This window comes from Alphaproteobacteria bacterium (assembly GCA_037200005.1).
In the GTDB taxonomy this organism is placed as follows: Bacteria; Pseudomonadota; Alphaproteobacteria; order UBA9219; family RFNS01; genus JBBCGY01.
The window spans coordinates 810,666-824,071 of record JBBCGY010000001.1; the positions used below are offsets into that span (position 1 = coordinate 810,666).

Below are 13,406 nucleotides of genomic sequence, written 5' to 3' on the forward strand. Positions count from 1 at the left end.
CATGATCGCCGCCGCCGAGGCAGACACTGTCGAACCGGACGATAATTTCGGCAAAGGCGATCCTTGCCGCCGCTGCATCGTCACGACTGCGATCAGGCCGCGCGAAGAGCTGATACGTTTCGTGGTCGCGCCGGATGGGCGGGTAACGCCCGATCTGGATGAGAGTCTGCCGGGGCGCGGCCTATGGGTAGGCTGCGACGCCCAGACGCTGAACGAAGCGGCGCGCAAAAACCTTTTCTCCAAAGCCGCGCGCCGGAAAGTAACGTGCCCGGCCGATCTTGCCATCGAAGTCGCCGGGTTGCTGCGGAGCCGCCTGCTGCAACTTTTGGGCCTTGCCCGGCGCAGCGGGCTTGTCGTCACCGGCTTTCCGCAGGTCGAGGCCGCCGTCGTCAAAGGCGATATCGCGCTGCTGCTGATCGCCGCCGATGCCGGCGAGGATGGCCCTTCCAAGCTGCGCCATAAGATTTCCCCGGATCGCATCTGGCGGATTTTAAGCAGCCAGGAACTGGGCCGCGCGCTCGGCCATGAGCAGTTGGTCTATATAGGACTTAAGCCCCAGGCCCTTACCGGCAAGATCGCGGCGACGTCCCGCAGATTTTCCGGATTTATCGGGCCGGAAAACCAAGGAACTCCCAGAAACCCCCAGGAACCCATTGCGTCCGAGCCGGGCTTGGCGCACATTGCCCCTATAATGGATAGAAGCGGATCATGAGCGAACAGGAAAACAAGAAAGTTCTATCTCTGGGCGGCAAGCCCAAGCTGGAATTGAAGAAATCGGCCGATCCCGGCGCGCCCGCGCACGGATCGGTACGGCAGAGCTTTAGCCATGGCCGGTCAAAGACCGTGGCGGTCGAAGTCAAGCGCAAGCGGGAAGGCGAAGTCGCGCCGCGCGCTCCGGGAGTCGAGACGCCGCAGGCGCCGCCTCGCACGAGCGGAGCGCCGCGCCAGCTGACCCAGGAAGAACGCAATGCGCGCGTGCGCGCCTTGCGCGGCGCGGTGCTGGACGGCACTGAAACGCGGCGCAATCTGCCGCCGGTCATTCCGACCCAGGTTCATCGCGAAACGGAAGCGGAGCAGCCGGGAGCGGAACCCGCGGACGGCGACAGTCTGCGCCGCCGCGAGCTTGAAGAACTGCGCCAAATCCAGGAACAGGAAAAGATCGCCGGAGTCGTGCGCAGCAAGGAAGACGACGCCCGCCGCCGCGATCTGGTGGAAGGCCGCCGCAGCGACGATGGCCGCATGCGCGCCGCGACCCGCATCGGCGACGTGGCGCGTCCCGGCGCGGTCGGCCGCCCTCCGGTCGTCGACGAGGAAGAAGAGCAGAACCGCAGGAAGCGCAAGGCGGGGATCGATGTTCCCACGCGCGCGCGCACCAGCACGCGCCGCCGCGACGGCCACATGACGATTCAGAAGGTTCTGGCGGGCGACGAAGGCGAGCGCACCTACAGCGTCGCCTCCATGCGCCGCCGCATCCAGCGCGAAAAGCGCCAGCAAACGGCGCAGCAGGAGCAGCAGAAATTCATCCGCGACGTGACGATTCCCGAAGCCATCACCGTGCAAGAGCTTGCCAACCGCATGGCCGAGCGCGCGGGCGATGTCATCAAGGCGCTGATGAAACTCGGCATCCTGGCGACGATCACGCAGACCATCGACGCCGACACGGCGGAACTGGTCGCCGCTGAATTCGGCCATCGGGTGAAGCGCGTGGCGGAATCGGACGTCGAGCAAGTGCTGCAGGATCAGGGCGACAGCGCCGAAAACCTGCTGCCGCGTCCGCCCGTGGTTACCGTCATGGGCCATGTCGATCACGGCAAGACCTCGCTGCTCGATGCGCTCCGCAAGACCGACGTGGTCGCGGGCGAAGCGGGCGGCATCACCCAGCATATCGGCGCTTATCAGATCATCCTGCCTCAAGCGCATCACGGTTTCGATCGCGTGACGTTCATCGACACGCCCGGCCACGCCGCTTTCACGGAAATGCGGGCGCGCGGCGCGAATGTCACCGATATCGTCGTGCTGGTCGTGGCCGCCGATGACGGCGTCATGCCGCAGACGATCGAGGCCATCCGTCACGCCAAGGCGGCCGCCGTGCCGATGATCGTCGCGATCAACAAGTGCGATCTTCCCAATGCCAACCCCATGCGCGTCAAGCAGGAATTGCTGCAGCATGACGTGCAGGTCGAGGATATGGGCGGCGAAGTGCTGACGGTCGAGATTTCCGCGAAGACCCGGATGGGCCTCGACAAGCTGCTCGACGCGCTTCTGCTGCAGGCGGAAATCCTGGAACTGAAATCCAATCCCGCGCGCAGCGCGAGCGGCGTGATCATCGAAGCCAAGCTGGAGCGCGGCCGCGGCTCGGTCGCGACCGTGCTGGTGCAAAAGGGCACGATCAAGGTCGGCGATATTTTCGTCGCCGGCGCGGAGTGGGGCAAGGTTCGGGCGCTGATCGACGACCGGGGGCAGAATATCACGGCGGCGGAGCCGGCGAAGCCCGTGGAGGTTTTCGGCCTGACCGCGACGCCGGACGCCGGCGACGATTTCATCGTCGTCGAGAACGAGGCCAAGGCGCGTGAAATCAGCGAGTTCCGCCAGCGCAAGAAACGCCAGCAGGTCGCGGCATTGACCGCGCGCGGCTCGCTTGAGCAAATGCTGGAAAACATCAAGGCGGGGCAGGCGAAGGAACTTGCCATCCTCATCAAGGGCGACGTGCACGGCTCGGTCGAAGCGATCAAGGGCGCGCTCGAGAAAATCGTCGACGAGCAGAGCGAGGTCAAGGTGCATGTGCTCGACGCCGCCGTCGGCCCGATCACGGAATCCGACGTGACGCTCGCCAACGCCTCGAAGGGCATGATCGTCGGCTTCAACGTCCGCGCCAATCCGCAGGCGCGTGAAATGGCGCGTCGCGACGGCATGGAAATCCGCTATTATTCGATCATCTATAACGTGATCGACGACGTGAAGCAGGCGCTGACCGGGATGCTCGCGCCCACCTTGCGCGAGAAATTCCTCGGCAATGCGCAGATTCTCCAGGTCTTCAACATCACCAAGGCCGGCAAGATCGCGGGCTGCAAAGTGGTGGAAGGCATCGTCAAGCGCGGCGCGAAAGTCCGCCTGCTGCGCGACAATGTCGTCATTCACGAAGGCACGCTCAAAACGCTCAAGCGCATGAAGGACGAAGTCAAGGAAGTGCGCGAAGGCTACGAGTGCGGCATGGCGTTCGAGAATTACGACAATATCGAAGCCGGCGACACCATCGAATGTTTCGAGCTGGAAGAAGTCGCGCGGCAGTTATAATTCTGGTGTAAATCCGGTTATGACAATTGAGTGCGATCCGTCCCTGCAATCCTCGCCCGGCGATTTCGGCATCGTCGTGGATGGCGCGACATTGCGGGTGCCTCAAGAGCTTTATGGATTTTTGCGGGAAATGAACCTGCATGACCCCGCGGATATCGTGTCGTCCATTGAAACCTTTCCCGGCGGTTTTGCCGACGCCCTCGGTTGGAACAACAAACAGGTTAAAGCCGCTTTGCGCCTGCTGACCCCTCAACTCGAGGGATTGGTGCACCCCGACATCCTCCTGCCGCGTATCCCCTACCAGTATGCCACGGGTGTCGTGCCGCTGGAGGAAGCGCCGCCAGCTCTGCCGGAAAGGCATCTTAAGCTCGTCAGCGGCGGTGGGTCTAACAAGCCGGGTCCAGCTTAAATCACGATAAGGGGGAAATCCATGATCGTTCGTCTGCCTGCTCTCATGGCGTTCTTTCTCATGGCGCTATCCGTCCCCGCCCTTGCCGCCGAAGATGCCGTCACGCTTGGCATCGGCGCGCCGCTGAGCGGCGCGGGGGCGATGTACGGCCCTGACGTTAAAACCGGCGTGGAACTGGCGGTCGAAGACATCAATGCGCAAGGCGGTGTTCTCGGCAAAAAGCTCAAGCCGGTCTTCGAGGACGATGTTTGCGATCCCAAAACCGGGGTCGTCGTCGCCAACCGCTTTATCAGCATGGGCATCGACATGGCCGCGCATTTTTGCGGCCCGGCCTGCCTTGCGGCTGCGCCGGTTTACGCCGAGGAAAACGTGCTGATGCTGACGGCAGCTTGCTCGCCCCCGCAGCTGACCAGTATGGGATTGCAGAACATAGCGCGGGTCTATCTCGGCAACGAGAAGCAAAGCCCGGCCCTTGCCAAACTTATCGGCGGGCATTTTGCCGGGAAGAAACTGGGATTTGTCTTCTCAACGGACTCATACAGCCAGAGTCTCGCCGACGGCATTACCGAGGAATTGAAAAAAAACCTATGGGATCGATCCTGACTTCATTGCGGCGCTGAACGGCACGGAATTGGATTTCTCCGCCATTATCACGCAGCTCAAGGACAAAAGAATTGACGTCGTCTATCTCGGCGCATGGCCGAAACAGATGTCCATGATGATGCGCCAGGCCTACGAAGCCGGTTATAAGCCGCAATTCATCGGCGCGGACGTCGCCCTCACCGACGATATGCCGAAGATCGCTGGCGCCGCCTCGGAGGGGATGATTTTCACCTTCGCGCCGCTGCCGGAATACACCCCCTCCGCCGCGCCCGTCTTGAAGAAGCTGGCCGAGCGCAACATGGCGGGACGCCCGTTCGCCATCTACAATTACATGATGATTCAGGTCTATGCCGAGGCGGTGAAAAAAGCGGGCACGACTGAAACCGCTGCCGTCATGAAAGCGATGAAGAGCAATAAATTCGCCACGATCATGGGCGAAGTATCCTTCGAGGCCGACGGTAGAATGACCGGCCTCGATTTCCAATATTACCAATGGAAAGACGGCAAAGTTAAACCGTGGAAAATGTAATCCCGGAACGCCGTTCAGCTATGTCCATTGGACGTACGCAGCGCCATGCGGGGAGCGGCCGCAGATAAAGAAGGCCGCTGCGGTTGCGGTGCGCTTCTTGCCGCGTCCTGTTCCCGTGCGATAGCCTCGATTTTTCCGGCCAGCGCTTCATGGCGATATGTTCTTGCGAGGCTTGCGGGAGCGCCGCGCCCCTCTCCTCCCAGATAGATGTTTCTTTCCTCGAGGAAATCGATGATCGATTCCTGGCCATATTGGGCCGCAATCTGCGCAGTGGTCGTTGGCTGTGATCCGCGCATGGCAACGATAGGCGCGCTTAAATCCTGTCCCAGAATATCCGTGGCAAATGCCAGCGTAGGAACATTGCCCGCTTCCCCCGCTTCGAGGGCAATGAGTCCGCGTTTTTCCTGCAGTTCGGTTTCCGTGGGCGCCAGGCCGCGATATTGGCGCATGAAAGCGCCCATAACGCCCTTGGCTATAGTCAAGACTTCAGTTTCCGAATATGTTTTAGCCATAAATTCTCTCTTTCCGTAAATTACATAAATATCGAGGCGACATTAATCCGCATTCCGCCCGCAAGCAATATATTCTTAATCGGCCACCACGATTCTGTTCCTGCCCGCATGCTTGGCGCGATAGAGCGCCTGGTCGGCGTCGTGGAGCAGATCGGCAATAGTGCGATCCGGCTTGGCTTGGATCAGGCCGAACGAGGCCGTGACGCGCAGCGGTTCCCGGCCGGGCAGCGGGATCGACCAGTTGGCAAGCGCCTCGCGCAGGCGCTCCACCACCTGCCGCGCGGCGTCGATGCCGGTCTCTTTCAGGCAAATCAGAAATTCTTCGCCGCCGAGCCGGTAGGCATCGTCGAACGAGCGTATCTGGCGGCTGATGACATCGGCGGCGGCTGCTAGAACCTGATCGCCCATGTCGTGGCCGTAAGTGTCGTTGACCGACTTGAAATGATCGATGTCGGCGATGGCGAGGCAGAAAGGCTGGTTCGTGCGCTGTAGCCGGTTGATCTCGCGTTGCAAATCCTCGTCCATGCCGACGCGCGATCTTAGGCCGGTCAGCAGATCGAGGCCGGAGGCGGCGACCGCGAAGGCGCGTTCCAGCCGCCGGATGCCGGTGATGAAGGCGTGGAATTTCGCCGCGACCGCGTCATAGTCTTCCGGGGCGAGGCCATGGCCTTCCGGAGCTTTCATCAGGACGAGCCGCGCCAGCGTATGCATCTGGTCATGCAGCACGGCGAGACGGTCGATCACCGGCTGATCGTGGGGCAGGGCTCTCGCGGCGTAGCGGAACCAGGCGATGAAGCCGGTCGGCGGCAGGAGGTTTTTGATCTGTTCTTCGCGCCCGACGATCGCGACGAAGGCGAGGCGGTGCCAGGCGACGAACCAGTCGAGATGCTCGTCCACCACGCGCGCGAGCGAGGATTCACCGGTAAGGATGGCCATTATTCTCCCCTTTGCGAATGGGGAAGGCTCAGGCTGCTTTGGCTGACTTTTTGGCTTGGGCGCGGACGATGCGGCGCTTGAGGGTTTTGACCTCGTCGCTCAGTTCCGACATCTTCGACTTGAGCAGATAGGCGTCGATGCCGCCGCGATGCTCGACGGTGCGGATGCCGTTCGGCGTCAGGCGCAGCGTCACCATGCCCAGCGTTTCCGACGGGAACGAGCAGACCTGCAGATTCGGCTGCCAGCGGCGGCGGGTCTTGTTGTTGGCGTGGCTGACATTATTGCCGAAATGGGGCTTCTTGCCGGTAACGGCGCATACACGGGCCATAACGATATTCCTTAACCATTATAATGATGACGCGCCATCAGCGGCAGCGGAGGCGGTTTTATAGGGGAAACTCACGCCAAAAGTCAAATTATCCGTGAAAACAGCGTTTTCGCGGAAATCCTACCCTTTTTTCACCGCGTAAATCTCGATATCGACGCGCACGTCGAATTTGACCGTGCTGTCGCCCGCCCATGGGCCCTGGCCCACGCCGAAATCGGCGCGGTTGAGCATGATGGAGCCTTTCGCCTGGGTGATGCCGTTCTGTTCCGCGAGCGAGAAGGGCAAATCTATATCGCGGGCGATTCCCCGGATCGTCAGCGTGGCGTGCGCGAGATACTGATCCGGCCCGGTCTGGGTAATGCGCTTGGTCGCGAAAGTCGCTTCGGGAAATTGCCCCACATTGAACCAGTCCTTGCCCGGCAGAGCGTCGTCGCGCTCCTTCGATCCCGCAAAGGCGCTGCCGGTATCGATGATGGCGACGATCTGGCTGTGTTCGAGATCGTCCGGGCTGAAGACGATGCTGAGCTTGAAGTCATTAAAGCCGCCGAAAAAGCGCGTGTCGTCCTGGGTCGCGGCGAACACGATTTTGCTGCGCATCGCATCGACCGTGTATTTTTGCGCCGCGGCTTCGGCGGGCGAGGAGAATGCCGCCAGCAGCAGGGCTGCGACCGCCAGGCGATGGAAACTAAATCTCGTCATGTTGTCCTCTCATGTTTTTAAGTGCTCTGGAAAACGCCGCGGGCATCATGGCCAGAAGCACGCTGTCTTTGTTGATGAAGTGATGCTTGAGCGCCGCCGCGATATGGAGGATCAGAAGGGCGATGAGCGCATAAGCCATATACTCATGCCATTCAAAAAGTTCGCGCGTCGTCTGGCCGGGATTCGGATCGCCATGAAAAAAAGGCAAGTGAGGCAATATGAAAAGACCGAAAATCCGCGTCGGTATCTTCATCGGCGACGATGAAACGCCGAGCCAGCCCACCAAAGGCATGCCGATCATCAGGCCGTAAAAGGCCCAATGAGCGGCACGCGCGGCGATTTTTTCCAGTGCCGGCATTTCGGCGGGCAAGGGCGGCACGGGATGCGCCAGCCGCCAGCCCAGGCGAAACAAGGCCAGCGCCAGGATCGTGAAGCCGAAGGATTTATGAAGCTGATACAGGACGAACTTATTCGAATCGGAATTGTCCATGCCGCCCATATAGAATCCGGCCGCCAGCATGCCGACGAGCGCGAGCGCCATCAGCCAGTGCAGAAAGACCGCAACGGCGCTGTACCGTTCCGCGCCCGCCACGGATTACGAACCCTGCTGGAACTCGGTTTCGATATAAAGCTGCACATCGTCGCCGACCATGGGCAGCCACTTCTTCATGCCGAAATCGGAACGCTTGATGGTTGCCGTGGCGCTGAAGCCGACGCCGGTCTTCTGGCCCATCGGATACGGACCCGCGCCGTTCAGCGTCACGGCCAGCGTCACCGGCTTGGTCACGCCGAGGAAGGTCAGATCGCCGGTGACTTCGCCATGCGTCGGGTCTTTTTGCTCCAGCTTGGTCGATTTGAACGTAATGGCGGGGAATTCCGCGACGTTGAATGCGTCCTTGTCGCGCAATTCTTCCTCCAGCTTGGCGTTGTTCACGTCGACGCTGGTGGCTTCGATGGAAATGTCGAGCTTGCTCTTGGTTGGCGCTTTGGGATCGAGATCGAGCGTGCCGCTGATTTTATCGAAGCGGCCCATATAACCGGAGAAACCGAGATGCGAGAGCCGGAACATCACATTGGTATGGCCGGGATCGAGCTTGTAAACGCCCGCGGAAACGGCTGTCAGGTCGGCCTTGGGCGGCGCCATCGGTTCGGCAAGAAGGGCCGGGGAGGCCAGGCCAATGCCAGCGGCCAGAACGAGAGCTTTCATAAGATTCTGCATAGCGAACTCCATAACGGGCGGGGGAAGGGGACGTGGCTGGGGCGCATACCCTAAATCATTCGTCGCCCGCGTCAAGTCGGCGGTGCCGGGAGTGCTTGCGTTAGGGGCGGTTCTGGGGCAAATTCCGGGCTCTTCGATCATGACGGAAAGGCACGGCCAGACATGAATATGCTCAATGAATTCAAGGCCTTCATCGCAAGGGGCAGCGTGATCGACCTTGCCGTCGGCAATGGTCATGGGCGTGGCTTTCACGGCTATCGTCAGCGCGCTGGTCGATTATATCATCATGCCGCCGATCGGGATGATCCTGGGCGGCATCGATTTCTCGGATTTCTTCATTCCGCTTGACGGCAAGCACTATGCGAGCCTAAAAACGGCCAAGGACGCGGGCGCCGCCGTTATCGGCTATGGCTTATTTTTGAACGCGGTCATCAAGTTTTTGATCGTCCGCCGCCGCAGTCTTCATGATCGTTAAGGCGGTCCATCGGCTTCAGGACAGATTAAAGGTGCGTTTGATTGCCGCGCCGCCTCCCCCGACGCCGACGGAAACATTACTGGCGGAAATCCGCGATTTATTAAAACATAACAAGGAGTCACTATGAAAAATACGCATCAGTTTCATTCCACCGTGCTGCGCGAATATGACGTGCGCGGCGTGATCGGCAAGACCCTGAGCGCGGCGGATGCCGCCGCGTTGGGACGCGCCTTCGGCACCGTGGTCGCGCGCCAGGGCGGAAAGAGCGTTGCCTTGGGTTATGGACGGACGGCTCAGCTCGCCGGAACTTTCCGCCGCGCTGGCGGAAGGGCTGATGTCGACCGGGCTGGCAGTCAAGCGCATCGGCCTCGGCCCGACGCCGATGCTGTATTTCGCCGTCTATCACCTCAAGGCCGATGCCGGAATCATGGTGACGGGTTCGCACAACCCGCCCGACTATAACGGTTTCAAGATGATGATCGCGCCGCATCTGCCCGAAGGCGGGCCGGTCTATGGCGCGGCGATCCAGAAATTCGGCGACATGGCCGCGGCCGGCGATTTCGCCGTCGGCGAAGGCAGCGCATCCGATCACGACGTGCAGGATGATTATGTCGCGCGCATGGTCAAGGATTACATCCCCGGCCGCGAGTTGAACGTCGTCTGGGACAACGGCAACGGCGCGGGCGGAGAAATTCTCCGCCGCCTCGTCGCCAAGCTGCCGGGCACGCACACGCTGCTGTTCGACGATATCGACGGCAAGTTCCCGAACCATCATCCCGATCCGACCGTGGCCGCCAATCTGCGCGATTTGCAGGCAGAAGTGGCCGCGAAGAAGGCGGACTGCGGCATCGCGTTCGACGGCGACGCGGACCGGATCGGCGCGATCGACGAGCAGGGGCGCATGATCGCGGGAGATCAGCTGCTGGCGATTTATGCGGGCGAAGTGCTGCGCGACCATCCCGGTGCGACGATCATCGCCGACGTCAAGGCGTCGCAGACCTTGTTCGACGAGATCGCGCGTCTCGGCGGCAAGCCGCTGATGTGGAAGACCGGCCATTCGCTCATCAAATCGAAGATGAAGGAAACCCGTTCGCCGCTCGCGGGCGAAATGAGCGGCCATATTTTCTTCGCCGACAAGTTCTACGGCCATGACGACGCGCTGTACTGCGCCGTGCGGCTGTTGAGCCTGCTTGCCCGCGCCGAGGAAACCCTTGGTGCGATGCGCGACCGTATTCCCAGCGTCGTCAATACGCCGGAACTGCGCTTCCAGGTGGATGAAAGCCGCAAATTCCCCGTCGTGGAAGAGATCAAGGCCCGCCTTAAGCTGAGCGGCGCGCAGGTCAACGATATCGACGGCGTGCGGGTGAATACGGCTGACGGCTGGTGGCTGCTGCGCGCTTCGAATACCCAGGACGTTCTGGTGGCGCGCGCGGAGGGTCGCGACGAAGCGGGCCTTGCGCGGCTGCGCGGCCAGATCGCCAGCGAGCTTGGCAAAAGCGGGCTGGAACTGCCGAGCGACGAGGCGGCATCGGGGGGTCATTAAGCGCAGGGGGCCATGGATACATCGACGGCAGAAGAATCCCCGGAACGCCAGGGACTGGTCTGGAGCGTCGAGGAAGAACAGCGGCTCTATGATGCCTTCGCCGCCGGCAAGACCATCAAGGAATGCGTGGCCGCTCACCAGCGGGCGCCCGGCGGCATTCGCTCCCGCCTGCGCGTGCTGGGCCTGATCGATGAAGACGGCAACACGGTCGAGCCCAGGCCGGAATTCAGCCCCAGCGCGGCATCGCAGAAACGGCACTTAAAGGAGATCGCTTCGCCGAAGCGGAAATCCGTCGTGCGCTCGGACAGGGAGAATCTCTCGCCCGAACTCAACGAGCGTTTCCGCGAAGCCCTGCGCCTGATGGAGGAAACGGACAGGAATCTGTTCGTCACCGGCAAGGCGGGCACCGGAAAATCCACGCTGCTGTCCTATTTCTGCCGCGCGACCGGCAAACAGCCCGTGGTGCTGGCGCCCACCGGCGTGGCGGCGCTGAACGTCAAGGGCCAGACCATCCACCGCTTTTTCAATTTCTATGTCGACGTGACGCCGGAGAAAGTCCGGCGGAAAAAAGCCAAGCCGCGCAACGCCAAGCTCTACAAGAAACTCAAGACCATCATCATCGACGAGGTTTCGATGGTGCGCGCCGACTTGCTGGATTGCATCGACGCTTTCCTGCGCTTGTACGGCCCCGATCCTTCCAGGGTTTTCGGCGGCGTGCAGATGATTTTCGTCGGCGACCTTTATCAGCTGCCGCCGGTGGTCGCGTCGCAGGAAAGGGATATCTTCGCCACGCATTACCAGACGCCCTATTTCTTCAGCGCCCATGCGCTGCAGGGCGGCGGTCTTGAAATCGTCGAACTGGAGAAAGTCTACCGCCAGAAGGATCATGACTTTGTCGATCTTCTGAATAAAATCCGCAATAATTCCGTGGAAGACCATGATATCGCGCGCATCAATAGCCGTCTGGCGAAACCCGGCCTTTCTCCGGATGGTGGTTTTCACATTACGCTGGCGACGACCAACGCCGTCGCCGACGCCCTCAACGACGATCATCTCGCCGCGCTGAAGGGCAAGCCTCGCAGCGCCGCCGCCAGGGTGGAGGGCGAATTCGGCAGGGAATATTTCCCCACCGCCACCGACCTGCAATACAAGACCGGCGCGCAGATCATGCTGCTCAACAACGACAGCAACAAACGGTGGGTCAATGGCAGCATCGGCGTCATCGAGGCCGTGAAAGAGGACGAGGAGGGCGAGGAATATCTTGCCGTCAAGCTGCAGGATGACGGCGGCACCGTCGAGGTCTACCCGTACACATGGGAAGTGTATCGTTTCGGCGTCGAGGATGGCGCGATAGTTTCCGAGCCGGCGGGAACCTTCACGCAATATCCGTTCCGCCTCGCCTGGGCCATCACCATTCATAAAAGCCAGGGCAAGACTTTCGAGCACGTCGTCATCGATGTCGGGCGCGGCGCGTTCGTTGCCGGGCAGATGTATGTGGCGCTCAGCCGTTGCACATCGTTCGAGGGGGTCAGCCTTAAAACGCCTATCCGGGCGCAGGATATCCGCACCGATCATCGGATTTTATCCTTCCTCGAGGACGGCCAATACCTTCAACCGGACGATAAGATGCCCCTGGCGCAAAAAATCGTCTTCATCCAGAAAACCATCGATGAAAACGCGGCGCTCGATATCACCTATCTGAAAGCCGACGACACTAAAATCTCACGCAAGGTCATTCCGCTGAGAGTCGGTCCCGCCACATATCAGGGCAAAGAATATGACGGCATGAAAGCTTTCTGCACCATCGGGGAGGAAGAGCTCATGTTCCGGGTGGACAGGATTTTGGAGATTGCGCGGGCGGCAGGGTGAGGGATTGAGTGGGAAAACTCAACCAGTCCGCCGTCGCTCCGCTTCGCGGAGCTATGGCGGACACTCGGTTTTTCTAAACTCGCTGCGCTCGTTAAGAAAAACCGGTGGTGGGCGATCACGGGCTCGAACCGTGGACCCGATGATTAAGAGTCATCTGCTCTACCAACTGAGCTAATCGCCCGCACCATCTTCGGGATTTTACGCCGCCTTGCCGTGGCAGGGGCGGCGCAGGGGGTTTGATACAAGCATCAGGCGCCGTTTGCAAGCTGTCTCTCAAGCCGTCTCCGCGGGGGCGGTTAACCATGGCGGGACGGCTAATTCCAAGCCGTTTCTAGGCCGCCGAATTCTCGCGCCATTTGATCGAGCAGCCGATGCTTGGAGTCTGGGCCGCGGGAGCCTTGCCGGTTTCGGCCACCTGCTTCATCGCCTCGAATAATTCGCGCTTGCCGCCTTCGATGCGTTTCATGCCGGACTCGTCCAGCCTGCCGCGATATTGCAGCGCCAGGTCGGGGCCGAAGCCGAAGAAATCCGGCGTGCAGACCGCGTCGTAAGCCTTGGCGACTTCCTGGGTCTCATCGATGACATAGGGAAAGGGGAAGCTATGCTTCTCTTTGAACAGGATCATATTGTCGAAGGAATCATCGGGATAATTTTCGACGTCGTTGGCCATGACGGCGATGCTGCCGATACCGAGAGCGGCCAGCTCTTTCATGTCGCGCGCGAGCTTGTCCGCGATCGCCCGCACGAAGGGGCAGTGATTGCAGATGAACATGACGACAAGGCCTTTCGGCCCTTTGGCGTTCGCAAGAGAATAAAATTTACCGTCGGTTCCCTTGAGCTTGAAATCCGGAGCCTTCCATCCGGCCGTTACCGGAGGCGTTTCGAGCGCGGCCATGATCTTCTCCCTGCGGTTAGCGAGATGCCCAGCATAACGGCAATGGCATAAAATACAAAGAGGGAGTCATACGCGTGAATGCAGCGCATAGGCTT

13 protein-coding genes, 1 tRNA gene and 2 pseudogenes are annotated in these 13,406 nt (G+C 60.6%); 8 read left to right on the forward strand and 8 right to left on the reverse strand.

The genetic code is table 11. From position 1 onward, the window contains the following. Position 1: 1 nt before the first annotated feature. Genes WDO70_04065 through WDO70_04085 form a run of 5 tightly spaced genes read left to right on the forward strand, consistent with a single transcriptional unit; the run spans position 2 to position 4,835 of the window. Complete coding sequence (locus WDO70_04065) at positions 2-712, forward strand: RNA-binding protein (GenBank protein ID MEJ0062383.1); 711 nt, start codon at positions 2-4, stop codon at positions 710-712. Then, entirely contained in the window at positions 709-3,294 is a 2,586-nt protein-coding gene (infB, locus tag WDO70_04070; GenBank protein ID MEJ0062384.1) for a translation initiation factor IF-2, read from the forward strand. Before WDO70_04065 ends, infB begins: the two co-directional genes overlap by 4 nt. Positions 3,295-3,313: 19 nt before the next feature. Beyond that, complete coding sequence (locus WDO70_04075; protein ID MEJ0062385.1) at positions 3,314-3,703, forward strand: hypothetical protein; 390 nt, start codon at positions 3,314-3,316, stop codon at positions 3,701-3,703. A gap of 21 nt (positions 3,704-3,724) precedes the next feature. Beyond that, positions 3,725-4,306: an ABC transporter substrate-binding protein gene (locus tag WDO70_04080; GenBank protein MEJ0062386.1), complete on the forward strand. Its 582-nt coding sequence runs from the start codon at positions 3,725-3,727 to the stop codon at positions 4,304-4,306. A gap of 28 nt (positions 4,307-4,334) precedes the next feature. Further along, entirely contained in the window at positions 4,335-4,835 is a 501-nt protein-coding gene (locus WDO70_04085; GenBank protein MEJ0062387.1) for an ABC transporter substrate-binding protein, read from the forward strand. 14 nt (positions 4,836-4,849) lie between these two features. Here the strand turns inward: WDO70_04085 and WDO70_04090 are convergent, their stop codons facing one another. The 6 genes from WDO70_04090 to WDO70_04115 all read right to left on the reverse strand — a co-directional run bounded on the left by WDO70_04090 (position 4,850) and on the right by WDO70_04115 (position 8,670). Further along, positions 4,850-5,347 (reverse strand): hypothetical protein, encoded by a 498-nt coding sequence (locus WDO70_04090; GenBank protein ID MEJ0062388.1) that lies wholly within the window; start codon positions 5,345-5,347, stop codon positions 4,850-4,852. A gap of 75 nt (positions 5,348-5,422) precedes the next feature. Then, positions 5,423-6,283, reverse strand: coding sequence for a diguanylate cyclase (locus WDO70_04095; protein MEJ0062389.1), 861 nt, complete (start codon positions 6,281-6,283; stop codon positions 5,423-5,425). A 28-nt stretch (positions 6,284-6,311) separates the two neighbouring features. Next, positions 6,312-6,611 carry a 50S ribosomal protein L28 gene (rpmB, locus tag WDO70_04100; GenBank protein MEJ0062390.1) on the reverse strand — a complete coding sequence of 100 codons (300 nt, stop codon included), beginning with the start codon at positions 6,609-6,611 and terminating at the stop codon, positions 6,312-6,314. 120 nt (positions 6,612-6,731) lie between these two features. Further along, on the reverse strand, positions 6,732-7,310 hold the full coding sequence (locus WDO70_04105; GenBank protein MEJ0062391.1) for a YceI family protein: 579 nt from the start codon (positions 7,308-7,310) through the stop codon (positions 6,732-6,734). Beyond that, complete coding sequence (locus tag WDO70_04110; protein ID MEJ0062392.1) at positions 7,297-7,902, reverse strand: cytochrome b; 606 nt, start codon at positions 7,900-7,902, stop codon at positions 7,297-7,299. Before WDO70_04110 ends, WDO70_04105 begins: the two co-directional genes overlap by 14 nt. A 3-nt stretch (positions 7,903-7,905) precedes the next feature. Then, a complete protein-coding gene (locus tag WDO70_04115) occupies positions 7,906-8,670 on the reverse strand; it encodes a YceI family protein (GenBank protein MEJ0062393.1) in 765 nt (254 codons plus the stop codon). 21 nt (positions 8,671-8,691) lie between these two features. Here WDO70_04115 and mscL point away from each other — a divergent pair. From mscL to WDO70_04130, 3 genes and pseudogenes are all read left to right on the forward strand, one after another. Then, positions 8,692-9,131 (forward strand): annotated as a pseudogene (mscL, locus tag WDO70_04120) (large-conductance mechanosensitive channel protein MscL). Beyond that, a pseudogene (locus WDO70_04125) lies at positions 9,128-10,547 on the forward strand (phosphomannomutase/phosphoglucomutase). The pseudogenes mscL and WDO70_04125 overlap by 4 nt, the downstream one beginning before the upstream one ends. Before the next feature lie 12 nt (positions 10,548-10,559). Beyond that, a complete protein-coding gene (locus tag WDO70_04130) occupies positions 10,560-12,416 on the forward strand; it encodes an AAA family ATPase (GenBank protein ID MEJ0062394.1) in 1,857 nt (618 codons plus the stop codon). Between the two features lie 105 nt (positions 12,417-12,521). On the opposite strand, the gene WDO70_04135 is transcribed toward WDO70_04130, so the two are convergent. After that, positions 12,522-12,597: transfer RNA gene (locus WDO70_04135), tRNA-Lys, on the reverse strand. Between the two features lie 150 nt (positions 12,598-12,747). Next, a complete protein-coding gene (locus WDO70_04140; GenBank protein MEJ0062395.1) occupies positions 12,748-13,311 on the reverse strand; it encodes a thioredoxin family protein in 564 nt (187 codons plus the stop codon). Positions 13,312-13,406: the final 95 nt, after the last annotated feature.

Excerpts from the sequence above, each read along its gene's own strand:
- WDO70_04065 (MEJ0062383.1), top strand. The coding sequence starts at position 2 with ATGATCGCCGCCGCCGAGGCAGACACTGTCGAACCGGACGATAATTTC.
- infB (MEJ0062384.1), top strand. The coding sequence starts at position 709 with ATGAGCGAACAGGAAAACAAGAAAGTTCTATCTCTGGGCGGCAAGCCC.
- WDO70_04075 (MEJ0062385.1), top strand. The coding sequence starts at position 3,314 with ATGACAATTGAGTGCGATCCGTCCCTGCAATCCTCGCCCGGCGATTTC.
- WDO70_04080 (MEJ0062386.1), top strand. The coding sequence starts at position 3,725 with ATGATCGTTCGTCTGCCTGCTCTCATGGCGTTCTTTCTCATGGCGCTA.
- WDO70_04090 (MEJ0062388.1), bottom strand. The coding sequence starts at position 5,347 with ATGGCTAAAACATATTCGGAAACTGAAGTCTTGACTATAGCCAAGGGC.
- WDO70_04095 (MEJ0062389.1), bottom strand. The coding sequence starts at position 6,283 with ATGGCCATCCTTACCGGTGAATCCTCGCTCGCGCGCGTGGTGGACGAG.
- rpmB (MEJ0062390.1), bottom strand. The coding sequence starts at position 6,611 with ATGGCCCGTGTATGCGCCGTTACCGGCAAGAAGCCCCATTTCGGCAAT.
- WDO70_04105 (MEJ0062391.1), bottom strand. The coding sequence starts at position 7,310 with ATGACGAGATTTAGTTTCCATCGCCTGGCGGTCGCAGCCCTGCTGCTG.
- WDO70_04115 (MEJ0062393.1), bottom strand. The coding sequence starts at position 8,670 with ATGATCGAAGAGCCCGGAATTTGCCCCAGAACCGCCCCTAACGCAAGC.
- WDO70_04130 (MEJ0062394.1), top strand. The coding sequence starts at position 10,560 with ATGGATACATCGACGGCAGAAGAATCCCCGGAACGCCAGGGACTGGTC.
- WDO70_04140 (MEJ0062395.1), bottom strand. The coding sequence starts at position 13,311 with ATGGCCGCGCTCGAAACGCCTCCGGTAACGGCCGGATGGAAGGCTCCG.